Source organism: Roseateles sp. P1_C6, from assembly GCF_056406315.1.
Window position 1 is genome coordinate 281,784 of the sequence record NZ_JBFUAK010000009.1, and the last position, 21,649, is coordinate 303,432.

Annotated in this window: 26 protein-coding genes; 12 read left to right on the forward strand and 14 right to left on the reverse strand. The window is 67.6% G+C overall.

The features are described from left to right. Positions 1–11 precede the first annotated feature (11 nt). Complete coding sequence (locus tag AC1D29_RS20985) at positions 12–1,457, reverse strand: c-type cytochrome (protein ID WP_477901015.1); 1,446 nt, start codon at positions 1,455–1,457, stop codon at positions 12–14. Next, positions 1,457–3,127, reverse strand: coding sequence for a GH39 family glycosyl hydrolase (locus AC1D29_RS20990; RefSeq protein ID WP_477901017.1), 1,671 nt, complete (start codon positions 3,125–3,127; stop codon positions 1,457–1,459). Before AC1D29_RS20990 ends, AC1D29_RS20985 begins: the two co-directional genes overlap by 1 nt. A gap of 296 nt (positions 3,128–3,423) precedes the next feature. Here AC1D29_RS20990 and AC1D29_RS20995 point away from each other — a divergent pair, with 296 nt between their 5' ends. Continuing rightward, positions 3,424–3,906 (forward strand): DUF3299 domain-containing protein, encoded by a 483-nt coding sequence (locus AC1D29_RS20995; protein WP_477901019.1) that lies wholly within the window; start codon positions 3,424–3,426, stop codon positions 3,904–3,906. Here the strand turns inward: AC1D29_RS20995 and pdxH are convergent. Next, on the reverse strand, positions 3,903–4,538 hold the full coding sequence (gene pdxH, locus AC1D29_RS21000; protein WP_477901021.1) for a pyridoxamine 5'-phosphate oxidase: 636 nt from the start codon (positions 4,536–4,538) through the stop codon (positions 3,903–3,905). The genes AC1D29_RS20995 and pdxH overlap by 4 nt on opposite strands. Before the next feature lie 106 nt (positions 4,539–4,644). Between pdxH and AC1D29_RS21005 the strand changes: the two genes are divergently transcribed. Then, positions 4,645–5,253, forward strand: a complete 609-nt coding sequence (locus tag AC1D29_RS21005) for a nucleotidyltransferase family protein (RefSeq protein ID WP_477901023.1) — start codon at positions 4,645–4,647, stop codon at positions 5,251–5,253. A 10-nt stretch (positions 5,254–5,263) separates the two neighbouring features. On the opposite strand, the gene AC1D29_RS21010 is transcribed toward AC1D29_RS21005, so the two are convergent. Continuing rightward, positions 5,264–5,887 carry a gamma-glutamylcyclotransferase gene (locus AC1D29_RS21010; RefSeq protein WP_477901025.1) on the reverse strand — a complete coding sequence of 208 codons (624 nt, stop codon included), beginning with the start codon at positions 5,885–5,887 and terminating at the stop codon, positions 5,264–5,266. 119 nt (positions 5,888–6,006) lie between these two features. Between AC1D29_RS21010 and edd the strand changes: the two genes are divergently transcribed. From edd to AC1D29_RS21025, 3 genes are read left to right on the forward strand one after another with little or no spacing between them, the layout of a single operon-like run. After that, positions 6,007–7,836, forward strand: a complete 1,830-nt coding sequence (gene edd / locus AC1D29_RS21015; protein WP_477901027.1) for a phosphogluconate dehydratase — start codon at positions 6,007–6,009, stop codon at positions 7,834–7,836. A 10-nt stretch (positions 7,837–7,846) separates the two neighbouring features. Further along, positions 7,847–8,470, forward strand: coding sequence for a bifunctional 4-hydroxy-2-oxoglutarate aldolase/2-dehydro-3-deoxy-phosphogluconate aldolase (gene eda, locus AC1D29_RS21020; protein WP_477901029.1), 624 nt, complete (start codon positions 7,847–7,849; stop codon positions 8,468–8,470). Beyond that, positions 8,467–9,012 carry an MOSC domain-containing protein gene (locus tag AC1D29_RS21025; RefSeq protein WP_477901031.1) on the forward strand — a complete coding sequence of 182 codons (546 nt, stop codon included), beginning with the start codon at positions 8,467–8,469 and terminating at the stop codon, positions 9,010–9,012. The genes eda and AC1D29_RS21025 overlap by 4 nt, the downstream gene beginning before the upstream one ends. Here AC1D29_RS21025 and AC1D29_RS21030 read toward each other — a convergent pair. Further along, on the reverse strand, positions 9,009–9,551 hold the full coding sequence (locus AC1D29_RS21030; protein ID WP_477901033.1) for a PaaI family thioesterase: 543 nt from the start codon (positions 9,549–9,551) through the stop codon (positions 9,009–9,011). The two genes, AC1D29_RS21025 and AC1D29_RS21030, sit on opposite strands and share 4 nt — an antisense overlap. A 67-nt stretch (positions 9,552–9,618) precedes the next feature. Further along, entirely contained in the window at positions 9,619–10,035 is a 417-nt protein-coding gene (locus tag AC1D29_RS21035) for a hypothetical protein (protein WP_477901035.1), read from the reverse strand. Between the two features lie 87 nt (positions 10,036–10,122). On the opposite strand from AC1D29_RS21035, the gene AC1D29_RS21040 reads away from it, so the two are divergent. The 3 genes from AC1D29_RS21040 (at position 10,123) to AC1D29_RS21050 (ending at position 12,232) form a co-directional block, all read left to right on the forward strand. Continuing rightward, positions 10,123–10,851, forward strand: a complete 729-nt coding sequence (locus AC1D29_RS21040) for a helix-turn-helix transcriptional regulator (protein WP_477901037.1) — start codon at positions 10,123–10,125, stop codon at positions 10,849–10,851. Between the two features lie 231 nt (positions 10,852–11,082). Next, the gene (locus tag AC1D29_RS21045) at positions 11,083–11,400 is read left to right on the forward strand and encodes a hypothetical protein (RefSeq protein ID WP_477901039.1); all 318 of its coding nucleotides are present in this window, start codon (positions 11,083–11,085) and stop codon (positions 11,398–11,400) included. Between the two features lie 184 nt (positions 11,401–11,584). Next, positions 11,585–12,232, forward strand: coding sequence for a CatA-like O-acetyltransferase (locus AC1D29_RS21050; protein ID WP_477901041.1), 648 nt, complete (start codon positions 11,585–11,587; stop codon positions 12,230–12,232). On the opposite strand, the gene AC1D29_RS21055 is transcribed toward AC1D29_RS21050, so the two are convergent. Together AC1D29_RS21055 and AC1D29_RS21060 are read right to left on the reverse strand one after the other, a co-directional pair. Then, complete coding sequence (locus AC1D29_RS21055; protein ID WP_477901043.1) at positions 12,229–13,134, reverse strand: SDR family oxidoreductase; 906 nt, start codon at positions 13,132–13,134, stop codon at positions 12,229–12,231. The genes AC1D29_RS21050 and AC1D29_RS21055 overlap by 4 nt on opposite strands. 29 nt (positions 13,135–13,163) lie before the next feature. Further along, complete coding sequence (locus AC1D29_RS21060; RefSeq protein WP_477901045.1) at positions 13,164–13,541, reverse strand: GNAT family N-acetyltransferase; 378 nt, start codon at positions 13,539–13,541, stop codon at positions 13,164–13,166. Between the two features lie 144 nt (positions 13,542–13,685). Here AC1D29_RS21060 and AC1D29_RS21065 point away from each other — a divergent pair, with 144 nt between their 5' ends. Together AC1D29_RS21065 and AC1D29_RS21070 are read left to right on the forward strand one after the other, a co-directional pair. Next, positions 13,686–14,219, forward strand: coding sequence for a CGNR zinc finger domain-containing protein (locus AC1D29_RS21065; protein WP_477901047.1), 534 nt, complete (start codon positions 13,686–13,688; stop codon positions 14,217–14,219). Between the two features lie 82 nt (positions 14,220–14,301). Continuing rightward, entirely contained in the window at positions 14,302–14,511 is a 210-nt protein-coding gene (locus AC1D29_RS21070) for a DUF4287 domain-containing protein (protein ID WP_477901049.1), read from the forward strand. 19 nt (positions 14,512–14,530) lie between these two features. Here AC1D29_RS21070 and xth read toward each other — a convergent pair whose 3' ends face one another. The 6 genes from xth to AC1D29_RS21100 all read right to left on the reverse strand — a co-directional run bounded on the left by xth (position 14,531) and on the right by AC1D29_RS21100 (position 19,122). Next, positions 14,531–15,301 carry an exodeoxyribonuclease III gene (gene xth / locus AC1D29_RS21075; RefSeq protein ID WP_477901050.1) on the reverse strand — a complete coding sequence of 257 codons (771 nt, stop codon included), beginning with the start codon at positions 15,299–15,301 and terminating at the stop codon, positions 14,531–14,533. Between the two features lie 18 nt (positions 15,302–15,319). Beyond that, positions 15,320–16,735 (reverse strand): dihydrolipoyl dehydrogenase, encoded by a 1,416-nt coding sequence (locus tag AC1D29_RS21080; protein ID WP_477901052.1) that lies wholly within the window; start codon positions 16,733–16,735, stop codon positions 15,320–15,322. 90 nt (positions 16,736–16,825) lie between these two features. Further along, positions 16,826–17,038 (reverse strand): tautomerase family protein, encoded by a 213-nt coding sequence (locus tag AC1D29_RS21085; RefSeq protein ID WP_477901054.1) that lies wholly within the window; start codon positions 17,036–17,038, stop codon positions 16,826–16,828. A 10-nt stretch (positions 17,039–17,048) separates the two neighbouring features. After that, a complete protein-coding gene (locus AC1D29_RS21090; RefSeq protein ID WP_477901056.1) occupies positions 17,049–17,414 on the reverse strand; it encodes a nuclear transport factor 2 family protein in 366 nt (121 codons plus the stop codon). A 5-nt stretch (positions 17,415–17,419) separates the two neighbouring features. After that, positions 17,420–18,157 (reverse strand): SDR family NAD(P)-dependent oxidoreductase, encoded by a 738-nt coding sequence (locus tag AC1D29_RS21095; RefSeq protein WP_477901058.1) that lies wholly within the window; start codon positions 18,155–18,157, stop codon positions 17,420–17,422. A gap of 170 nt (positions 18,158–18,327) precedes the next feature. Then, positions 18,328–19,122 (reverse strand): helix-turn-helix domain-containing protein, encoded by a 795-nt coding sequence (locus AC1D29_RS21100; RefSeq protein ID WP_477901060.1) that lies wholly within the window; start codon positions 19,120–19,122, stop codon positions 18,328–18,330. 138 nt (positions 19,123–19,260) lie between these two features. On the opposite strand from AC1D29_RS21100, the gene AC1D29_RS21105 reads away from it, so the two are divergent. Beyond that, entirely contained in the window at positions 19,261–20,136 is an 876-nt protein-coding gene (locus tag AC1D29_RS21105; protein ID WP_477901062.1) for an NAD(P)-dependent oxidoreductase, read from the forward strand. Between the two features lie 211 nt (positions 20,137–20,347). Then, a complete protein-coding gene (locus AC1D29_RS21110; RefSeq protein WP_477901064.1) occupies positions 20,348–21,286 on the forward strand; it encodes a substrate binding domain-containing protein in 939 nt (312 codons plus the stop codon). Positions 21,287–21,649: the final 363 nt, after the last annotated feature.

The following is a 21,649-nucleotide window of genomic DNA, read 5'->3' on the forward strand; positions in this document are numbered from 1 at the left end:
GTCCCGGCAGGCTATTTCTTCTCCCCGGCAGCCGCCGGGGGCGCCGAGTAGCTGACCCGATAGATGCGCCCGCCAAAGTCGTCGGAAATCAGCAGGGAGCCGTCGGGCAGTTGCGCGATGTCCACCGGCCGGCCGAGCACCTTCTCGTTCTGCAGGAAACCGTCGACGAAAACGGTTTCGCTGACGACCTTGTCGCCATACAAGGTGACCAGCACCACCCGGTAGCCGATCTTCTGGCTGCGGTTCCATGAACCGTGCTCGGCGATGAAGAGCTGGTTTCTGTAGGCGTCCGGGAACTGCTTGCCTGTGTAGAAGTGAAGGCCGAGCGACGCGACATGCGGGCCCAGTTTGGCCGCTGGTTCGGTGAACTCGCTGCACTGCCGGCCGGCGTGGAACTCTGGATCCGGCACCACGCCACCCTGGCAGTAGGGAAACCCAAAGTGCATGCCGGGCCGAGGCGCATGGTTGAGCTTGTCGGACGGCATGTTGTCGCCCAATTGATCCCGGCCGTTGTCGGTGAACCAGAACTCCCGGGTCAGCGGATGCCAGCCAAAGCCGACCGAATTCCTGACGCCGCGCGCGTAGACCTCAAACTGCGTGCCGTCCGGGTTCATCCGGTGGATCTTTGCATGAGGCTGCTGCTCCCGGTCGCAGCTGTTGCACGGCGCGCCGATCGGAACATAGAGTTTTCCATCAGGGCCGGCCTTGATGATTTTTTCCCCATGCCAGGCATCCCTGGGGAAGTCGTCCTTGACGATGTGCAGCGGCGGCGTCTTGTCGTAGGTGTTCGCAATGTCGTCGAAGCGAACCACGCGGAATCGCTCGGACACAAAGAGTGCGCCATTCAGGAGCGTCAGGCCAATCGGAGAATCCAGCCCGCTGGCGACCGTGACGACCTTGTCGGCAACATCTTTGCCGCCACTGTCGATCAACGCGAATACCTTGCCTTCGGTTCTTGAAGCGACGTAGACGATGCCGGAATCCGCCACCGCCATGCCACGCGCGTTCGGCACCTTGTCGCTGTAGACGGCAATCGAGAAGCCGACCGGCAGGCGCAGAGTCTTCAAGTCCGGACGGGCGTCGGCCGCGTTGCCAGCAGGCGGCTCACCGCCCTTCGGTCGTGGCGGTGGCACCAGCAGATATTCAGCGACCGCGCCGATCTGTTTGGGCGTCAGGCGCTTGCTCCAGCCTGGCATGCGCCCGTCGCTTGAGCCCTGGGCAATGAACTTCGCCAGGCTGTCCTTCCGGGGCTGGACCTTGCTCCACTGCGCGCCCGTCAGATTGGGGCCTATGCCGCCTTCCCGGTTCGCGCCGTGGCACTGCATGCAGTTCTGGGCGTAAATGTTCGCCCCTTCGGCGGCCCGGGCGGGCAGGGGGCCCAGCAAGGCCAACGGCAGCAATGCGCTGATCAGCCCGATCAGGCAGCCCCCGCCTGAGTTCCGTCTCGCGTTCATCATCAATAGCTCAGTTTGATGAATGAAACCGCCTGGCGCGGCAATTGCATATTGACGACCAGTTGCTGCTCCTGAACCTGCAGCGTTTTGGGCTTGCCGATGGTCGCCAGTTTGCTGACTTTTTCCAACGTCGCGATCTGAGCCCGGGTGGGGTTGGCCGGTGAGCCCATCTTCTTCCACGCCGCGTAGGAATTGCTGTGTTCCTGATCGATCCGGTAATGCGTCATCACCACTTTCTTGGCGGGTATGCCCTTGATCGTGACACTGACCGGCGATCCATCGTCAATGATGTCGGTGTCATGGTAATTCCAGAGCAAGACAGTGGCGCCACGGGTACTTTTGGCGGCCAAGGCATTGATATCGGTGCGTTCCCCGAGAACGCCGGCCTTGAGTATGGAGGCGGCGTCATGACCACCTTCGCTGGCCACGCCGACGCGGTTGCCGGTCATCATGCCGAGCATGCGAAATACGTTCAGCACCGGCTTGTCCACGCCATTGGTGGCCAGGTCACGGAAACCGGCAAACCAGGGTTGGTCTTCGAATTCGAATGACCAGTTGACCACGCCGACCAGGTTGACCCCGCGTGCCGCAGCCAGGTCATATTCGCGCGCAATCGATGCCGCCGTATAGCTGGCATACATGGTGCCGTTGCGATACGCATTCTCCGGGTTCGTCGCCATGCCGCAGGCCGCGCAACCCTCTGGGTCGGATTCACCAATGATGACCGGAATGCCTTTCAGTTGCGGGTAGGACGCCACGATGGCCAGGCCATCGTCAATGTTCTTGAAATGCGTCTTCATGCTCATCTGAACCACGCCGTTGACCACTGTGGGTCGACCTTTGGCGTGATAGGCCAGGAAATCGATCGGCGCACCTTTCTCGCCCGTGGCGTGGTTGGTGTCGTTCAGGCAGTGCTGAATGAAATGATCGAAGAACTTGTTGCCATGGGCCGTGTGCGGCCCCCCCATGCGCGCGGTCGGCAGCGCGCGTTTCACGGCGTCGGCGGCATAGTCGTACATCTTGAAATATTCTTGTTCGACATTCGGCGCGATCAGATAGAAACCGTCCGGTTCATTCCAGAGTTCCCAATACCAGCTTTCCACTTCCGCTTGCCCGTAGCGCTCCACGCTGTGCCTGACCCACTGGTAGATCAGCTCGGCCCATTTCTTGTAATCGTTGGGCGGATAAGCCCAGCCGGTCATGATTTCCGGATAGGGGGTGCCCGGCGCCCAGCGGTGTTGATAAGGCTGGGGACGGACGGAGAGTGCTTCGGGCATGAAACCAATCTGTGCGAGTGGCTTCATGCCGCGTTCCACATAGGTATCGAAGATCCGGTCGACGATGGTCCAGTTGTAGATCGGTTTGCCGTTCTGGTCTTCGCTGTACATGCCGGTCGAACCCCATTTCAGCGCCGGGCTGCCATCGCCCGAGGTCATCAAATTGTGGGCGCGGACATAGACCGGCACGGGGCTGAGGGCCGCCAGCTCGGACAGCAGTTTCTTGCCGTCTTTCATGTAGGTGTAGTTCGGCTCGTCGTAACCGAACCAGGCCCACATGGGCTTGAGCGGCCCCTTGTCCTCGTTCAGGTCGACCCGCAAATTGACAGGCACGGCCTGTGACAAACACAGCGGTGAAGCCAGTAACAGGCAAACCGAAATAATCAGGCTTTTCATGTCTCGTTTGTAGTTGGGCTTGGGTGAACGCTGCCGGGATGGCTCCAAGGCGCGCGAATATCGATGCAAATCAATTGCAACAATGGGCGGCGACGATAGACGCGGAAGCGGCAAAAAAGCCAGTCACATTTCCAAGCACCTCGATGCCGAAATTGGTATCGAGGGTTTTGGCGGGGGATGGCTGCGGACACGCGCCTGGGCCCCGCGGATGAAGCCCGCGCCCGTCAGGGTCAAGAGACCTGACACGCTGCAGCGGCAAAATGGCGGCTCCTGTCTCGACGCGGTCCGCCATTGCCATGAAATCCCTTGTTGCCGTCGCCCTGTGGGCCGCCGCTGCCGCGTTCGCGCAGACCCCGCCCGGTATCGGCCAAGGCCCCGGCTATCACGACCCACGCAGCCCCTTCAAGCCGCTGGAGGAGCGCGCCGACATCGTGTCGTGGAAGCTGCTGTCGCAGGTCACGGCCAAGGCGGAGAAAAAGAAGATCGTGCCGACCTTCCCGGCTGCCGTGCAGGCGCTGGACCGCAAGACCATCAAGGTGCAGGGCTTCATGATGCCGCTGGAGGCGGGCGACAAGCAGCAGCATTTCCTGCTGTCGTCCGTGCCGACAACCTGCTCGTTCTGCGTGCCGGCCGGCCCAGAGGGCCTGGTCGAGGTGCGTACCAAGAAGCCGGTGCGCTACACGTTGGAGCCGGTCGTCGTCGAAGGCGTGCTGGCCGTGCTGAACGACGACCCCTACGGCCTCTACTACCGCGTCGAAGACGGCAACGCCGTCAATTAAGGCGCGAGCCGCTCCTGCAGCCACGCGCCGGCGTCGAGCCGGAAGCAGAGCCGGTCATGCAGGCGTGACCGGCGCCCCTGCCAGAACTCGAAGCGTTCCGGCACCAGGCGGTAGCCGCCCCAGTGCGGCGGCCTGGACGGGTTCAGCCCATGCTGAACGGCGGCCTTGGCGGCATTGGCCACCAGCACCGCGCGCGAACTGATGACGCGGCTCTGCGGCGACGCCCAGGCGCCCAGTCGCGAGTCGAGCGGGCGGGTCTTGTAGTAGTCGTCGGATTCCTGCGCGGAGGTTTTTTCCACGCGGCCCTCGATGCGCACGACCCGCTCCATCTCCACCCAATGGAATTGCAACGCGGCGTAAGGGTTCAGTGCTAACTCTTCACCTTTACGGCTTTCGTAATTCGTGAACCAGACCATGCCGCGAGAGTCGCAGTCTTTCAGCAGCACCACGCGGGTCGATGGCCGGCCGTTGGGGCCGACGGTGGCGACGGTCATCGCAGTCGGCTCGGAGACATCGTGCGCAATGGCTTCGTCCATCCAGCGCTGGAACAGCGGCAGCGGCCCTTGCGTGGCCTCGGCCTCATCCAGCTCCCCTAGTTCGTAGCTCTTTCGGAAGTCGCTCAGTTTGCTCATGGACTGAAGTATGCAGACCTTCCCTTAAGTGAACGCCCCAGTTTCAAGTGCAGGGGCACTGGGCATGCTTGTGGCACTGCAGCAAATGGTTGAACAGGCCCCCCTGATGATCAAACGACGTCCCGCCGTCGTCGTGCTGGCCGCAGGACGCGGCTCACGGTTTCGCGGCTCGGGCCACAAGCTGGAGCAGCACCTGGGCAGCACTCCCGGCGCAGACACCTTGCTGGCGCGCACGCTGCGCCATGCGATCGCGACACAACTGCCCGTCGTCGTCGTGACGACACCGGCGCTCGCGCCGGCCGTGCACAAGCTGGTCGCGGCGCGCGATGTCGTGACGCTGCCCGAGCATGACGCCCAGGGCCGCCCGCAGCCCATCGGCATGGGGCATTCCATCGTCGCTGGCGTCAGCGCCACGGGTGACGCCGACGGCTGGCTCATCCTGCCGGCCGACATGCCGCTGGTGCAGCCCGCCACCATCATGGCCGTGGCCCAAGGGCTGGAGCGTTACCCCGTCTGCTACGCGCAGTACCGCGGCATCCAGGGCCACCCGGTGGGCTTTGGCACCGAGCTGTATTCGGAGCTGATGGTGCTGCAGGGCGACGAGGGCGCAAGGCGCATCGTGGCGCGCTACGCGGCCCAGCCCATCACGGTCGACGACCCCGGCGTGCACATCGACGTCGACACGGCGGAAGACCTCGCGCGCCTGCGCGGCTAGACCTGTTGCGTCAAAGCGGCGCGCAAAGCCCGTGTTGCGCGGCCAGATGGGTCTGGCGCTCCAACTCCATGTCACGGATACCGTGCTCGCGCAAACCCTGTACGGTGCGCAGCAGATAGTCCAGCGTCGTGCCGTAGCGGCCACTCGCGTGCTGGAAGATGTGCAGCAGCTCCGGCTCGTGCAGCGGCCCGGTCCAGTTCGGGCTCTGGCGTGACAGCGTGAAGCCCAGCGCACGCAGACGGCCGGCGGGCGTGTCGCAGTTCAGCCAGCGCGGTTCATAGACGCCGTTGGGCATCTCACGCGCCCACAGCCGCGGCAGCACTTCTTCGCCGATGGCGCGCGGGATGCGATAGACCAGGCCGCGGCAGCTGCCGCCCGAGATCAGCGCCAGCACCAGCCCGGGCTGCTGCGGCGAGCCGCGGTTCACGCGCGAGCGCATGCGCAGCACGCGATGAAAGCCCAGCACCTTGGCCGGCAACGCCTCGGCATACTCGAACTCCGGCCGCCAGATCAGCGAGCCGTAGGCGAACAGCAGCAGGTCGTCGCCGCCGGCCCGCCACTCGGCGGTCGTTCGCTGCAGCAGATGCTCGCTGCGTGCCGGGCCGTGGGGAATGTTGACTGCGCGTGACGACATCGGCCCGAATCTTGTCACGTCGGTACCCAGGCCGTAACCCGCACGCGCCAACGGGCAAGTAATATGGTTACCTAAATTCGCAAGGGTCGGTTACGTCGATGCCGCCCAGGAGACTTGCTATGAATGCCGCACTGACCGAAGTTACCCAACGCATCCGCGAGCGCAGCGCCAAGCTGCGCGGCGACTACCTGGCCCGCATCGCCCAGCTCAATGACCGCCAGCGCGGCTTCGAGCGTATGGGTTGTGCCAACGTTGCCCACGCGGTGGCGGCCATGCCGGCCAATGACAAGCTGCGCATCGTCGCTGAGAAGGCGCCGCACCTGGGTGTCGTCACGGCCTACAACGACATGCTGTCGGCCCATCAACCCTACGAGAGCTATCCCGAGCAGATCCGCGTCGAGGCGCACCGCCTGGGTGCCACGGTGCAGGTGGCCGGTGGCGTGCCGGCCATGTGCGACGGCGTCACGCAAGGCTTGCCGGGCATGGAGCTGAGCCTGTTCTCGCGCGACACCATCGCGATGAGCACGGCCATCGCGCTGACGCACGATGTGTTCGACGCGGCGCTGCTGCTGGGCATCTGCGACAAGATCGTGCCGGGCCTCTTGATCGGCGCGCTGCATTTCGGCCATCTGCCCTGCGTCTTCGTGCCGGCCGGGCCCATGAGCTCGGGCATCACCAACAGCGACAAGGCCAAGGTGCGCGAGCTGTACGCGCAGGGCAAGGTCGGCCGCGACGAGCTGCTGAAGAGCGAATCCGCCGCCTACCACGGCGCCGGCACCTGCACCTTCTACGGCACGGCCAACAGCAACCAGATGCTGCTGGAGGCCATGGGCCTGCATGTGCCCGGCAGCGCCTTCGTGCACCCGCACGACGACCTGCGCACGGCGCTGACGCGCGAGGCCGTCGCCACGGCGCTGAACATCAGCGGCCGCCTGCCTGGCCACGCGGCCAAGCCCATCGGCCAGTTGGTGGACGAGCGCAGCATCGTCAACGCGATGGCCGCACTGCTGGCCACCGGCGGCTCGACCAACCACCTGATCCACTGGGTCGCCGTCGCGCGCTCGGCCGGCATCCTGATCGACTGGACCGATTTCTCGGACCTGTCCGCCGTCGTGCCGCTGCTGGCCCGCGTCTACCCGAACGGCAGCGCCGACGTGAACCAGTTCCAGGCCGCCGGCGGCCCCGGCTTCGTCATCCGCGAGCTGCTGGACGCCGGCCTGATGCACGAGGACGTCCTCAGCGTCGCCGGCGACAGCCTGCGCCCCTACACCTTCGTGCCTGCCGCGGTGGGGCAGGGCGGCGAGGTGCAGCGCAACGCGCTCGCGGCCGCCAGCGGTGACGAAGGCGTCGTGCGCACGGCCGCCGCGCCGTTCAGCGCCACCGGCGGCCTGAAGCTGCTGGCCGGCAACCTGGGCCGCGCCGTCATCAAGGTCTCCGCCGTGCCCGAGGACCGGCACACCGTCGAAGCGCCTTGCCGCATCTTCACGACGCAGGAGGCCATGCTGGCCGCGTTCAAGAACGGTGAGCTGGAACGCGACGTCATCGTCGTCGTGCGCTTCCAGGGCCCGCATGCCAACGGCATGCCCGAGCTGCACAAGCTGACGCCGCCACTGGCCGTGCTGCAGGGCAAGGGCTTCAAGGTTGCGCTCGTCACCGACGGCCGCATGAGCGGCGCCTCCGGCAAGGTGCCCGCGGCCATCCACGTCAGCCCCGAGGCGCTGGCCGGCGGTCCGCTGGCACGGCTGCGCGACGGCGACGTCGTGCGTGTCTGCGCGCTGACCGGCACGCTGCAAGCCCTCGTCAGCGAGGCCGACTGGGCCGCGCGCGACGTGGCGACGCTGGACCCCGACGAAGCCCAGGTCAACGCTCACGGACTGGGCCGCGAACTGTTCGCCGGCATGCGCCGCAACGTCCTGAGCGCCGAAGAAGGCGCCATCACCTGGTTGTGAGAATTTAGAAATGCTTGAAACCCTGAGCCTGGCCAGCCACGGCCCCGTCATTCCCGTCATCGTCATCCAGCGCCTGGAAGACGCCGTGCCGCTGGCCGAGGCGCTGGTCGCCGGCGGCGTGCGCGTGCTCGAAGTGACGCTGCGCACCCCCGTTGCGCTGCAGGCCATGGAAGCCATGGCCAAGGTGCCCGGCGCCATCGTCGGCGCCGGCACGCTGCGCAGCCCGCAGGACGTGATCAACGCGAAGAACGCCGGTTGCCAGTTCGGCGTCAGCCCCGGCTACACCGACGCGTTGGCCTCCGCCTGCCAGGCCGAGGGCCTGCCGCTGCTGCCCGGCGTGTCGACGGCTTCCGAAGTCATGCAGGCCAACGCGGCCGGCTTCGGCTTCCTGAAGCTGTTTCCGGCCGTCGCCGTCGGCGGCGTGAACCTGCTGAAGGCGCTGGGTGGCCCGTTCCCGGACGTGGCCTTCTGCCCCACCGGCGGCATCTCGCTGGAGACGGCGCCGCAGTTCCTGAAGCTGCCCAACGTCAAGGTCTGCGGCGGCTCGTGGCTGACGCCCCAGGACGCCGTCGACGCCAAGGACTGGGCACGCATCACCCAGCTGGCCGCCGAGGCCGCCGCGCTGCGCGCATGACGGCGGCGGTCGTCGCGTCGGTCTGGTCCAGCGCGACGCACAGCTTCTCCAAGTTCGCGCAGGCCGAGCTGACGATCGTCGAAGGGCAGGGCGTCTCGGGTGACGCCCACTGCGGCGTCACGGTCAAGCACCGCTCGCGCGTTGCCCGCGACCCGACCCAGCCCAACCTGCGCCAGGTGCACCTGATCCAGGCCGAGCTTTTCGACGAACTCGCCGCCCAGGGCTTTGGCGTGCAGCCGGGCCAGCTGGGCGAGAACCTGACCACGCGCGGCATCGATTTGCTGGCTTTGCCGCGCGACACCGAGCTGCGCATCGGCGCCGACGTCGTGCTGCGTGTGACCGGTCTGCGCAACCCCTGCCCACAGATCGAGAACTTCGAGACCGGCCTGCTGAAGGCGGTCGTCGGTCATGACGCTGATGGACAAGTCGTGCGCAAGGCCGGCGTCATGAGCATCGTGCTGGCCGGCGGCGTCGTGAAACCGGGCGACGGCATCGCCGTGACGCTGCCACCGCGGCCTCACGAGAAGCTCGAACGCGTCTAGGCGGGCAGGTCGAACAGCAGGCAGGTCGTGCTGGCGTGCGCGTACAGCTTGCCGTCATGGCCCACCAGTTCGGCCTCGGCCGTCGTCACCTGCCGCCCGCGATGCACGACGCGGCCGATGGCGCGCACCAGCGGCACCTTGTCGCTCAGCGCACGCACGAGGTTGACCTTGAATTCCAGCGTCGTGTAGGCCCGGCCCACGGGCAGCGTCGTATGCACCGCGCAACCCAGCGCCGAGTCCAGCAGCGTCGCAAACCAGCCGCCGTGCACGCTGCCCAGCGGGTTGTAGTGCTTGAACTGCGGCCGCCCCTGGAACACGGCCTCGCCGTCGGTGACGGAGATCAGCGCGAAGTCCAGCGTCTCGCTGATCGGCGGCCGCGGCGCCAGGCCGTCCAGCATGGCCTGCATCTGCTGCAGGCCGGTCTTGCCGGCCAGCATCGCGCGTGACGCCAGGCCGGTTTCCAGCTGCTGGCGCGCCCGCAGCGCGGCCTCGTCGGCTTGCCACTGGGCGAGGATGTCGTCGGGGGAGGTTGGGCTCATGGCAGCGGCGGCAATGGATGAGCCGCCGATTCTGCGCAATCGCGCCGCCACGCGCTGTCGCGTGGGTTCAGGCGGCCAGGCGATGCTGCGGGCTGGCGCTGCGGCGCTGCGGCTCGACCAGGCGCAGCTTGTCCAGCACCGGGCCTTGCCAGGGCAGCAGGTAGACCAGCGTAGCCAGCGTCGCCTTGCGGCGCGAAGACAGCAGCGGCCGGCGGTGGTCGTCCAGCAGCAGCACGTTGGAGCGGACGTTGAGCGGGTCGACCTGCACGACGGTGCCGTCGCCGATCTCGACCCAGTCCCACTCGACCCAGGCACTGACGTCGGCGTAGCGGCGCTCCCAGCGCGTGCTGCCGCCGACGCCACGGTCGCTGCCGCGCGGGCGATGGACGCTGGTCTGCACGTGCCGGACATCCTGGGCGGCGCTCGACAACGCCGCGACGGGCCAGCAGACGCTGCCCTCGGGCAGCTGGATCAGGGTGGACATGGACAACACCTCGCGGACGTGTGATTCGAACGGGAGCGCAGTCTCCGGTCACGGTCGGTCAGCAACAAGCTGGCAGACTTGGCAGGTATGGGCAAGCCCGAAATGAACTACCAGCAGCTGATCGACGTCGGCCTCAGCGAAGACTTCACCAGCTTCGAGCGCCGTCTCGTGGCGACGGCGGATGCGCTGGGCTTTCCGATCATCTCGGGCGTGCTGATGCGTGGCCTGCTGCAGGACGCCGACGTGCAGATCACGTCGCTGGGCAACACGCCCGCGGGTTACCTCGACGTTGCCAAGGACCTGGGAGAGGCGCGCCGCGACCCGGTGATGGCCAAGCTAATGACGCAGTCCGTGCCCATCGTCTACGACCAGAAGACCTATGCCGCGGCCGGCGCGGGCGAGGTCTGGGAAGCGCAGGCGCCCTATGGCTACAAGACGGGCATCGCGGTCAAGCTGCACCTGCCCGGCGACAAGCATTTCCTGCTTGGCATGGACCGCGACGAAGCGCTGCCCGAACCGGGCGCGCAGCTGATGCAGATGATCGCCGGCCTGCAGCTGCTGGCCGCTCATGCGATGACCGCGGCCGACCGCCTGCTGGCACCCAAGCTCAGCAAGAGTGATCTGCCCAAGATGACCAAGCGCGAGCTGGACGTGCTGAGCTGGACGGCCCAGGGCAAGACGGCCTGGGAGGTCAGCGTCATCCTGGGCATGAGCGAGAAGACGGTGAACTTCCATCTCGGCAACGCGATGCGCAAGCTGGGTGTGACGTCCAAGCACCAGGCGGTTCTGAAATGCGTCGCCGCCGGCCTGCTTTGATGCGTCGCGGGCGCAAAACCTAGAAGGTTTGCTAGGTTTCTAGGGGGGTGAAAACAGGGACAGTTCGGGCTAGCGAATTTCCGCCCCTCAGCCCCCCAGGAGCCCCCATGAAACTAATCGACTTCGTTTGCGAACTCCTCGGCTTGCCCAAGCTCGGGGGCTGAACAGACCACCATGCACGCAGCGGCGAGTCGATTGCCTGAATCTCACCGGCACGACGGCCTACCGGCGGTGAAGCCGCTCGCCGGCAGCCGGCGTGTGGCCGATGGCGCGCTGCCGGCCGTCGAGGCCAAGCTCGTCGTGTCTGCCAGCGCCTACGCCGGCCTGCTGAGCTTGGCCGACCAGGCGCCGCTGGATGGCCTGCCGCTGGCACCGCGCACACTGGCCAGGGCCAAGACCCTGGGCTACAACCAGATCGGCCAGGTCCGCACCACGTCGGCCAACCGGCTGGTGGCTGATTTCGGCGTCGAACATGCGGACGAGCTGCTGCGCGCACTGTTCGTGTTCGGCCTGCGGCAGCAGGACTCGGGCGACGACGCGCCGGCCTGACCGACGACGCGAGTCAATTCAATCAGGCAGCGTCTCGGCCGTGAGGCTGCAGCGGGCGCTGTCCAGCCAGAGCCGCGCCCTGGCGATGCGGAGCCAGCCGATTGGCGCGGCATGCGAGCATGCGGGTCGGGCCACTTTGGCCCTTGATCTCGCGCAGGCCCACCGCGGCCGCGCCCCGCCGACCATGCAAGACCGCGACATCCCCCTCAACATCTGGCCGCGCCGTGCGGCCCTGGAACATTTCCGCAGCATGGCCCAGCCGGCCTTCTGCGTCACCGTGCCGGTTGACGTGACCGGCCTGCGCGAGCGCGCCGCCGGCCATGGCGCCACCCCCTGGCTGGCCTATCACCACGCCGCGCTGGAGGCGGCCAACGACATCGATGCGATGCGCCAGACGATGGCCGCCGACGGCACCGCGGTGCGCGAGTTCGCCGTCATCCACGCCAGCACGACGGTGCTGCGCGACGACGGCAGCTTCGGCTTCCTGACGCTGCCACGCGAGCCTTCACTGGCGGCCTTCGCGGCCCGTGCCAAACCCGGCATTGCGCGCGTGCGCCAAGCCAGCGGCAGCCTGTTCGCCGCCGACGAGCCCGGCGACGTGCGGGAAGAAACGCTGGTGCACATGACCGCGCTGCCCTGGCTGGCCTTCACGGCCTTCACGCACGCACGCGGCCGCGGTGACGACCGCCCCAAAGTGGCCTTCGGCCGCTTCACGGCGCAGGGCGACCGGCTGCTGATGCCGGTCGCCGTCGACGTGCACCATGCGCTGTGCGACGGCGTGCACGTGGGCCGCTTCTTCGAACAGTTCCAGGCCAACCTGGACGCGATCTAGCGGTAGTCGGTCACGTCGACGTCGCGCGATTCGGCGTCCAGCATGTGGCGCCACGCGTCGGGCTGGCTGCCGTCGAGATCGGTGAAGCCGTAGACGCGCGCCAACTGGCCGCTGGACAGGGCCTGGCCATTCCAGCGCGACACGTCCGGGTCCGCGGCCAGCGCGGCCACCGCGCGGCCGACGAACCTGGGGCTCTCGGCAATCGCAAAGCCGGGCACGCGCTGGATCGCATCGCGCCAGTTGGCTTCGCTGACGCCAAAGGCGTCCAGCATGGCCTCGGAGCGCAGCCAGCCCGGTGTCAGCGACAGCGCCGTGGCGCCACGCGACTTCAGCTCGTGCCCCAGCGCGAACCCCATGCGCAGCACGACCGCTTTGGTCAGGTCGTAGAAGAAGGAATTGCGATAGCGCGTGCCGTTGTAGTCCTGGGTGCCATCGGTGACCTCGACGACCAGGCCACCCGGCGTCTTCAGCAGCAGTGGGATCGCGAAATGGCTGGTGATGGCGTGGGTGTCGATGGCCAGGCGCAGGCTGTGCAGGCCGAAATCGAGATCCGATTCCCAAACCGTCTTGCCCCATTCGATCCGGGTCGCGCCGAAGATGTCGTTGACGAGGATGTGCAGCGCACCCTGCTCGCGCTCGATGCGAGCGACCAGATCGCGCACCTCGTCCGGCACGAGGTGGTCCACTCGCTGGGCGATGCCGCGCCCGCCCGCGGCGTCGACCAGGGCGGCCGTTTCCTCGATGGTTTCGGGCCGGTCCATCTCCGAGCGTCCCGCCTGCGTGCTGCGGCCAGTGCAATAGACCGTCGCGCCGGCTTCACCCAGCGCCACGGCGATGCCGCGGCCTGCGCCACGCGTCGCGCCGGCCACCAGGGCCACCTTGCCTGCCAAGGGCTTGTTCATGTCTCGCTCCTTCAAGAGTTCGCGGCGCGTCACTGCTCGCGCCGATAGCAGAAGCCGTCCGCCATGCGCGCCATGCCGGCACGCTCGTAAAAGCCGACGGCCGCGGGCACCGATTGCAGCGCCAGCGTCACGCGCGGCCCGAGGTGCTGGCGCAGCGCGCCCAGCAAGGCGTGCCCGACGCCCAGCCCCTGGGCCGAGCGGCAGACCGCCAGGTCCGACAGGTAGGCACACCATGAAAAATCGCTGATGCAGCGCGCGACACCCACCAGCCGGCGCGCGGCATCGTCGGTTCTGGCCGTCATGACCACGTCCGCCGCGGCCAGCATCGCCCGCAGGCGTGCGGTGTCGTCCAGCGGGCGGATGGCGCCCAGGCCGGAGTCCAGCAGCACGCGGCGGAACTCGGCCACGGCCAGCCCGGGTTCGTGCGCGCAAACCAGTCCGCAAGAGGGAAGACGGACGTTCATAACTGATGTAAAGTTTTTAGACAGTGACACTCTAGGTCGACAAAAGTGACTGGTCAAGGTGATTTAGATAGTTACAGAGACGCCGGAGTGCTCGTCTCGGTGGACCTCGTCAACGAGTTGGTCGTGGCCCAGGCCGATGGCCCGCCGCTGCCCGACAGGGACGCGGTCGCGGTGCTGAAGCGCATTTTTGCCGTCGACCCGCCCTCGGTCGCGGGCGTCAAGGCAGCGCATGTGCCCGAACTGCTGCGGCTGGCCCGGCGGCTGCACGCCGTGTTTGCCGGCCTGGCGGCTGGCGACGTGGACGCCGCCGCGCAAGGGCTGAACGAGTTGCTGGCGCAGCACCCGGCGCAGCCGCATCTGGCCAAGGAAGAGGGCGTCTGGCGGCTGCACCACCACCCACACGACGCACCGCTGGTGCCGATGTGGACGGCCATCTGCGCCGAAGGCCTGGCGCGCGTCATCGGCCTGCCCAGCGCCCAGCGGCTGGGCAGCTGCGAGCGCCCGGGCTGCGGCCGCGTATTCGTGGACGTGTCCAAGAATGCCAGCCGGCGCTTCTGTTCGCTGGCCTGCCAGAACCGCGTCAAGGCCGCCTCGTTCCGGCTCCGCCAACGCCAGGGCTAGGCTTGTCGATCCGGGGCGGGCTCGAACGTCGTCAGGAAGATGCCCACCCCTCGGCGGGCACGCCACTCAACAGGAAACCAGCATGGCAACGCAAGACAAGGTCAAAGGTCCCGCGTCCTACTTCCCGTCCATCGAGAAGACCTACGGGCAGCCCATCGCCCACTGGGAGCAAGTCATCGCCAAGGCCGGCCCGCTCAAGCACATGGAGCTGGTCAACCACCTGAAGGCCGAGCACGGTCTGGGCCACGGCCACGCGAATGCGCTGGTGGCCTGGGTGCTGGCGAAGAAGTAGCGCGGCGGTCGACGGCGGCTCAGCCGTCAATCGTCACGATGACCGGTGCGTGGTCGCTGGGCCGCTCGTTCTTGCGCGGCAGCTTGTCGATCTCGCAGGCCGTCACGCGGCCCTTCAGGGCTTCGCTAACAAGGATGTGATCGATGCGCAGGCCCTGGTTCTTGCGGAAGGCCAGGTTGCGGTAGTCCCACCAGCTCCAGCTCTTGGGCGGCTGCTCGAAGAGACGGAAGGCGTCCGTCAGGCCCAGGCCGATGAGCTGCTGGAAATGCTCGCGCTCCTGCGGCGTGCAGTGGATCTGGCCGGCCCAGGCGATGGGGTCGTAGACGTCGCGGTCTTCGGGCGCGATGTTGAAGTCGCCCATCAGCACAAGCTGCTCGTGCTGTTTCAGCTCCTCGATCAGCCAGCTGCGCAGACCGGTCAGCCAGTTCATCTTGTAGGTGAACTTGTCGCTGTCCGGCGCCTGGCCGTTGGGAAAGTAGCCACCGATGACGCGCACGCCGTCAACGGTGCCGGCGATGACGCGGGCCTGCTCGTCGGCAAAGCCGGTGATGTTCTTGACCACGTCGGTGGACGTCGTGCGGCTGATCAGCGCGACGCCGTTGTAGGTCTTCTGGCCGAACCACTGCACCTGGTACCCGGCCTCGCCAATCTCCATCGTTGGGAACTTGTCGTCGGTGAGCTTGGTCTCCTGCAGCACCAGCGCATCGACGGGGTGGGCGGCCAGCCAGTCAAGCACCTGCGGCAGGCGGATGGCGAGGGAGTTGACGTTCCAGGTGGCAAACTTCTTCATCGTGCCATCCTAACTTTCTCAAGCCCCGACTTCCGCCGAGGTGTCGCAGTCCAGGCAGTCTTCGATGGGTGGGTCGGGCAGGTGCTGGTCGTTGTGCAGCTGGCGCAGCGCGGTGCGCAGGCCCTCCTCGACGACCGGGTGATAGAAGGGGCAGTTCAGCATCTGCTGCACGGTGTCGCCGCGCTGCACGCTCCAGGCCAGCAGATGGCCCAGGTGCTCGGCCGCCGGGCCGATCATCTCGGCGCCCAGCAGCCGGCCGCTGCCTGGCTCCGCGTAGACATGCAGCGCACCGCGGTTGACGAGCATGACGCGGCTGCGGCCTTGGTCGGCAAAGCTGACGCGGCCGGTGTCGAAGGCGCGGCCTGAGGCCGTCAGCTCGGCATGGCTGGCGCCGGCCAGCGCGATCTGCGGGTCGCTGAACACGACGGCCAGCGGCGCGCGGCGCGGGCGGCGGTGCACGTCGGGCCAGCGCGCCGCGTTGTCGCCGGCAATGCGGCCGGCGTCGGCGGCCTCGTGCAGCAGCGGCCGGTCGTTGGTCACGTCGCCGGCGATGAAGACATGGCCCCATTGGCCCGTGTGGCGATCGATGCAGGGGTGGCCCGCCTCGTCGCGCGGCAGGGCCATCGCCTCCAGGCCGAGGCCATCGAGGTTGGGTTCGCGGCCGGCCGCGCAGAGCAGGGCGTCGAAGCGCTCGCCGTCCATCAGCACCTGGTCGCCATCGAGCACCGGCTCCAGCGCGGCGGCGTTCAAGGTCAGCGGCACCTCCTCCGCGAAAAGGGTCTGGGCGAGGGCTTGCAGCGCCGGGTCGGTCAGCGGCCCGACGCGGGCACTGCGCGCAAACAGGCGCACGCGCACGCCCAGCTTGTGCAGCGCCAGGGCCAGCTCCAGGCCGATGACGCCGGCACCGACGACGGCCAGCGAGCGCGGCAGGTCGTCCCAGTCGAAGACGTCGTCGTTGACGATGAGCTTGGCGCCCAACCGCTCGCGCCAGCCGGGCGGGATGCGCGGCCTCGAGCCGGTCGCAATGACGACGGTCCTGGCCTCGATGCGCTGGCCGTCGACGTCCAGGGTGCTGGCGCCGATGAAGCGCGCGCGGCCGAACAGCCGCGTGGCCTCGGGCCAGCCATGGACGGTGTCCAGCACGAAGCCGACAAAGCGGTCGCGCTCGCTGCGCACGCGCTGCATGACGGCGCGGCCGTCGATGCGCGGCGGCTCAGCCTGCACGCCGAAGCGATGCGCCTCACGCACGGCCTGGGCGGCGTCGGCCGCGGCGATCAACAGCTTGCTGGGCATGCAGCCCACGCGCGCGCAGGTCGTGCCGTAGTGGGCCGCCTCAATCAGCAACACCTTGTCGGTGTGCACGCGCGCGGCGCGGTAGGCCGCCATGCCGGCGGTGCCGGCGCCGATGATGGCCACGTCGCAGGAATGGGTCATGAGCGGGGCGCCTTTCTTTGAAACGGCCGAGGGGCCGCGCAAGGATAGCCGCCGAAGCGCCCGGGGTAGGGTGCATGGCGGCTGCCGGCCTCAACGCTGCGCGGCCTCCTGCTGGCGCAGCTCCGTCACGGTGCGCCCCGCAACGCCCCAATGGTCGGTGTCGATCTCGTCGATGACGACGAAGGTCGTCGCCGGGTCCTTGTTCAGCACGCGCACCATCATGTCGGTGGCCTCGGCGATGAGCTGCTTCTTCTGCGCCAGCGTGGCGCCTTCGCGGGTGATCTCGATGCGGATGTAGGGCATGGCGGCCTCCTCAGGCGTCGACGTGGGTGTAGAGCTTGTTGACGATGGCCCAGTGGCCGTCTTCTTTCAGCAGGCTGAGCTGGTCCAGGTAGTTGAAGCCCAGCATGTCGCAGCGCACGGTGGCCAGCGCGATGGCGCCATCGATGCGCAGCGCCACCACGGCCATCTGCTGGGCCTCGCCGTTGTGCTGCGGGCTGGCGCGCCCGGCCACGACCTGCAGATAGGGCTCCAGTTCGCGCAGCAACACCTGGCCCCTGACCTCGCCGAACAGGCGGGCCTGCGGGTGGAAGACGCCGCGCAACAGCGTCACATCGCCACGGTACATGCCGTCGAAATAGCGCTGCAGCAGCGCCAGCAATGCCTCGCGGTCCTTCATGGCGCTCACCACTTGCCCGCGCTCATGCCGCCGTCGACGGGCAGCACCACGCCGGTCGTGAAGCCGGCGCCGGCCAGATAGAGCACGGCCTCGGCGATCTCCTGCACGCTGGCGATGCGGCCGGCCGGCTGCAGCGTGTTCAGGAAGCCATGCAGGTCGGCTGTGTACATCGGCGTGTCGACGATGCCGGGCGCGACGGCGGCGACCTGCACGTTGTGCGGTGCCAGCTCCAGCGCCAGCGCCTTGGTGGCCTGGTTGATGCCACCCTTGATCAACACCGGCAACACGGCGGGCACGCCCTGGATGGGCTGCGAGGCAATGCTGGCCGTGATGCTGATGATGTGGCCAGCGCGGCGGGCCACCATGTGGCGCGCGGCCGCCTGCGACGGGTAGACAAAGCCTTTCAGGTTGGTGTCCACCAGCGCGTCCAGCTCGGCCGGCGTGTAGTCGACAAAGGGCTTGGCATTGAAGATGCCGGCGTTGTTGACCAGCACATCGACGTGGCCGAAGCGGTCCACCGCGCGCTGTACCAGCAGCTCGCCGACGGCGGGGTCGGCCACATCGCCGGCCACGGCCAGGAAGTTGTCAGGCGAGCCCAGCGTGGCGGCCGCCTGCTGCAGGCGCTCGGCGCTGCGGCCGTTGCCGACAACGTGGTCACCGCGCTTCAGGAAGGCGGCGGCAATGGCCAGGCCGATGCCGCTGGAGGCGCCAGTGACGATGACGGTGCGGGGAGAGTGGCTCATGGAGAAGCTCCGTTTGGATGGGGTGTCTCCAATTTATTGGCTACGTTGGAATCAATAAATACGATCCAAGCCACTTCAGTAATTACATGATGTGCAGGAAATGCTTGCACAGCTGGTTGGGCGCGAGGTCGTCAGCGCCGCGCGGCCTCTTGCTGGCGCCGCTTGAGTCTTCAGCGCTGGAACCGCGCCCGCATGGCCCGCGCCGTCACCCCGTCCGCCGCAAACCACAGCTCAGCCCGCACGGAACCCGCATCCTGGTCCAGCGGCAATCCCATCCAGCTTTGCACTGCCGAGAACGCCAAGGGGCCGTCGGCGGCGTCCAGCACCACGTCCACAAAGGTCGAACACGGGTCACGCATCGCGTCGCGCACGAGGGCGCCGTGTGCCGCGACCATGGCGGCCTCAAAACGGTCGACCCGCGGCTGCAGCGACGGCCGGTTCCATTGCTCGGCACGCAACTGCCCCAGCAGCGCACCGGCCACCACCGCGGGTTGGCGGGCCAGGGCCAGCCAGCCTTGCGCGCTGGCCAGCGCCGCGATCAGATCCAGCGGCGGCTCACCGGCGAAGATCTCGCCACCGGCCGGCAACAGCACCGCCCTGGCGGCCGGGTTGGCGTCGACGAGAAACCAGTCCGCATCGAACAGCAGGGCCGGGTTGGGCATGTGCAGCTGGATCGCACGGCGCGCGGCCTGGTCGCAGGGGTCCGTGCAGGGATGGACGTGGTCCTGCCCATCGAGCGCCGAGAAGCCGGCCAGGCGCAGCGCGGCGTTGAACATCGACGGCGGCCGGGCCGTGTGGGTGAGCCAGTCCAGCAGCAGCACACGGCTTGGCCGCGAACGCCCGCGCTCGATGAAGTTCACGTGTCGCTGCGACACGCCGAGCCTCAGCGCCAGCGCCATCTGGCTCATGCGGCTCGCTTCGCGTGCCGTTTTCATCATCTCGGCAAGGGGTTGCTGATGGTTCATCGCGCGATTCTGGGCACCGAGCCTCCACCCGGCCGGGCGCTGCCGCCAAACCCGGACTGAACAGCAAGGTAATTGATCGCCCTCAGCCCGTTCACGACCATGGCCGCGCCATATGGCTTGCAGACCCTGGAGAAACGTTTGAACCACACCACCGACGTCACCGTCATCGGCCTGGGCCCCATGGGCGCCGTCCTCGCCGACCTGCTGCTGAAGGCGGGACGCACCGTCACCCTGTGGAACCGCAGCGCGGAGAAGGCCGCGGCGCTCGTCGAGCGCGGCGCGGCCCTCGCCGGCACGCCGGCCGCGGCGATCGCCGCCAGCCCGGTGACCCTCGTCTGCGTGCTCGACCACGCCGCGCTCGATGCCATCATCACGCAGCCTGGCGTGACCGACGCCGTGCGCGGCCGGCTCGTCGTGAACCTCGGCACCAAGGGCCCCGACGACACGCGCACCGTCGATGCCTGGATGGGTCGCCACGGCGCCCGCTATCTGGACGGCGCCATCCAGGCCGCCCCCAGTCAGATGGGCCGACCCGACACGCCGCTGTTCGTCGCCGGCCCCCAGGCCGCCTTCGCTGACGCCGAGCCGCTGCTGCGCATTCTTGCGGGCCATCTGCTGCACCTGGGCGAGGCCATCGACGCCGCCGCGTTCATGGACCTGGCGACGCTGTCCTATGTCTATGGCGCCTATGCCGGCTTCCTGCATGGCGCGCACATTGCCGAGGTGACCGGCATCGACCCTGCCGCCTACGGCCGGCTCGTCAACGCGATCGCCCCGAGCTTCGGCGCCTTCTTCGAACAGCAGGGCGGCGTGATCGCCAGCGGTGACTTCCGCGTCACCGAGAGCCCGCTGCGCATCTCGGTACCCGCCGTGCGCCGCATCCTCGACACGTCCCGCCGCCTGGGCATCAACACCGAGCTGCCCACCCTCGTGGACAGCTGGCTCGCGCAGGCGTCGGCGCGTGGCCTGGAGGGCGAGGAAGTGGCGGCATTGATCAAGGTGCTGCGCCGTTGAGGGGTCGCGCCCAGCCGGCAGCATCGCGCTTGGCAACCGCCGGCGCTGCTGCGCTGATCTGCAAGCGGCCGCGGGTGCTCCCCGCACGTGCCTCGCCGTCAGTTCACGTTGGCTTCAGACGGCTCGTTGGATTTCGTGTCATGAAACGCCACGCCAGTGTTTCGATCAATCGCTACCATCGCAACCATCATTGATTACACGATGTAGCGGCATGAACCGGCAATTCGACGACCTGATGCTGGGCAGCCTGGAACTGTTCTGCGCGGCGGCGGAGCAGGGCGGTTTCACCGCCGCGGCCACGGCCGCGGGCGTGACGCCGGCGGCGGTCAGCCGCACGGTGGCCCGGCTGGAGGAGCGGCTGGGGGTGAGGCTCTTCGTGCGCACGACGCGACAGATCCGCCTCAGCGAGGCCGGCCAGGCTTATTACGAGCAATGTCGCCAGGTGCTGAACCAGCTGATGGAAGCCGAGCGCGAAGTCAGCGGCCAGCAGGCACTGCCCAGCGGGCTGCTGCGCATCAGCGTGCCGACGACCTACGGCCACCACCGGCTGCTGCCTTTGCTGCCGGAATTCCGCGTGCACTATCCCGACATCCGCGTCGACGTGCATGTCAGCAACCGCAACATCGACTTCGCGGCCGAGGGCTATGACCTGGCCGTGCGGGTGCGCGCGCCGGCCGATTCGACGCTGATCGCCCGCCACCTGGAGGACGCTGAGCTGGTGCTGGTCGCCGCACCCGAGTACCTGCGCCACCGCGGCGAGCCGCAGACGCTGGACGAGCTGCGCGGCCACGACTGCATCCAGTTTGAGCTGCCCAGCAGTGGCCGCACCATCCCGTGGCTGTTCCGCCATGACGGCAAGGACCTGGAGCTGCCCACTGCCGGTGGCTACAGCTGCTCGGACGACGTGCTGGCCGGCGCCACGCTGGCCCGCCACGGCGCCGGGATCTTCCAGGCCTATCGCTTCACGGTCGAGGACGACATCCGCCAGGGCCGGCTGGTGGAGCTGCTGCGCGAATTCGGCGGACGCTCGCGGCCGTTCAACCTGCTGTATCCGCACCAGCGCTTCGTGCCGTTGCGGGTGAGGACGTTTGTCGATTTCCTGTTGGCGCGCAGTTCAAGCATTGTCGACAATGTGCATTATGTTAAATAACAAAATGACCGCGCCCCATAGCCTGGCGTTGGCCCCGAAGCCCAATCCCCCCGAACGCGGCCTCTGATCAAAAAACCGGACATCCGCTCCCACTCTCCTGAGGGGGTGGGACGGTCCCCGCTTTTGAGGACGGGAACCACTGGCTTGGGAGAACCCCCATGGCACCATTTCCGCCGCCAGAGCATTGATGCGAATTGAGGGCCGTCTCGCGTTCGAGCGATGCCTTTGCGGGTGCGCTGACTTCACAAACGAAACGCCGGGACAGGCTGAGAAATGATGCGCAAGACGAATCGGGGCTGGACTTCACGTAATGCTGTGGCCGAGGGGCGTAACGGTTCGACCGGTACACCGCGGCTGAAAGCG

Coding starts and splice junctions, on each gene's coding strand:
- AC1D29_RS20985 (WP_477901015.1), bottom strand. CDS start 1,457: ATGATGAACGCGAGACGGAACTCAGGCGGGGGCTGCCTGATCGGGCTG.
- AC1D29_RS20990 (WP_477901017.1), bottom strand. CDS start 3,127: ATGAAAAGCCTGATTATTTCGGTTTGCCTGTTACTGGCTTCACCGCTG.
- AC1D29_RS20995 (WP_477901019.1), top strand. CDS start 3,424: ATGAAATCCCTTGTTGCCGTCGCCCTGTGGGCCGCCGCTGCCGCGTTC.
- pdxH (WP_477901021.1), bottom strand. CDS start 4,538: ATGAGCAAACTGAGCGACTTCCGAAAGAGCTACGAACTAGGGGAGCTG.
- AC1D29_RS21005 (WP_477901023.1), top strand. CDS start 4,645: ATGATCAAACGACGTCCCGCCGTCGTCGTGCTGGCCGCAGGACGCGGC.
- AC1D29_RS21010 (WP_477901025.1), bottom strand. CDS start 5,887: ATGTCGTCACGCGCAGTCAACATTCCCCACGGCCCGGCACGCAGCGAG.
- edd (WP_477901027.1), top strand. CDS start 6,007: ATGAATGCCGCACTGACCGAAGTTACCCAACGCATCCGCGAGCGCAGC.
- eda (WP_477901029.1), top strand. CDS start 7,847: ATGCTTGAAACCCTGAGCCTGGCCAGCCACGGCCCCGTCATTCCCGTC.
- AC1D29_RS21025 (WP_477901031.1), top strand. CDS start 8,467: ATGACGGCGGCGGTCGTCGCGTCGGTCTGGTCCAGCGCGACGCACAGC.
- AC1D29_RS21030 (WP_477901033.1), bottom strand. CDS start 9,551: ATGAGCCCAACCTCCCCCGACGACATCCTCGCCCAGTGGCAAGCCGAC.
- AC1D29_RS21035 (WP_477901035.1), bottom strand. CDS start 10,035: ATGTCCACCCTGATCCAGCTGCCCGAGGGCAGCGTCTGCTGGCCCGTC.
- AC1D29_RS21040 (WP_477901037.1), top strand. CDS start 10,123: ATGGGCAAGCCCGAAATGAACTACCAGCAGCTGATCGACGTCGGCCTC.
- AC1D29_RS21050 (WP_477901041.1), top strand. CDS start 11,585: ATGCAAGACCGCGACATCCCCCTCAACATCTGGCCGCGCCGTGCGGCC.
- AC1D29_RS21055 (WP_477901043.1), bottom strand. CDS start 13,134: ATGAACAAGCCCTTGGCAGGCAAGGTGGCCCTGGTGGCCGGCGCGACG.
- AC1D29_RS21070 (WP_477901049.1), top strand. CDS start 14,302: ATGGCAACGCAAGACAAGGTCAAAGGTCCCGCGTCCTACTTCCCGTCC.
- xth (WP_477901050.1), bottom strand. CDS start 15,301: ATGAAGAAGTTTGCCACCTGGAACGTCAACTCCCTCGCCATCCGCCTG.
- AC1D29_RS21080 (WP_477901052.1), bottom strand. CDS start 16,735: ATGACCCATTCCTGCGACGTGGCCATCATCGGCGCCGGCACCGCCGGC.
- AC1D29_RS21085 (WP_477901054.1), bottom strand. CDS start 17,038: ATGCCCTACATCCGCATCGAGATCACCCGCGAAGGCGCCACGCTGGCG.
- AC1D29_RS21090 (WP_477901056.1), bottom strand. CDS start 17,414: ATGAAGGACCGCGAGGCATTGCTGGCGCTGCTGCAGCGCTATTTCGAC.
- AC1D29_RS21095 (WP_477901058.1), bottom strand. CDS start 18,157: ATGAGCCACTCTCCCCGCACCGTCATCGTCACTGGCGCCTCCAGCGGC.
- AC1D29_RS21100 (WP_477901060.1), bottom strand. CDS start 19,122: ATGAACCATCAGCAACCCCTTGCCGAGATGATGAAAACGGCACGCGAA.
- AC1D29_RS21110 (WP_477901064.1), top strand. CDS start 20,348: ATGAACCGGCAATTCGACGACCTGATGCTGGGCAGCCTGGAACTGTTC.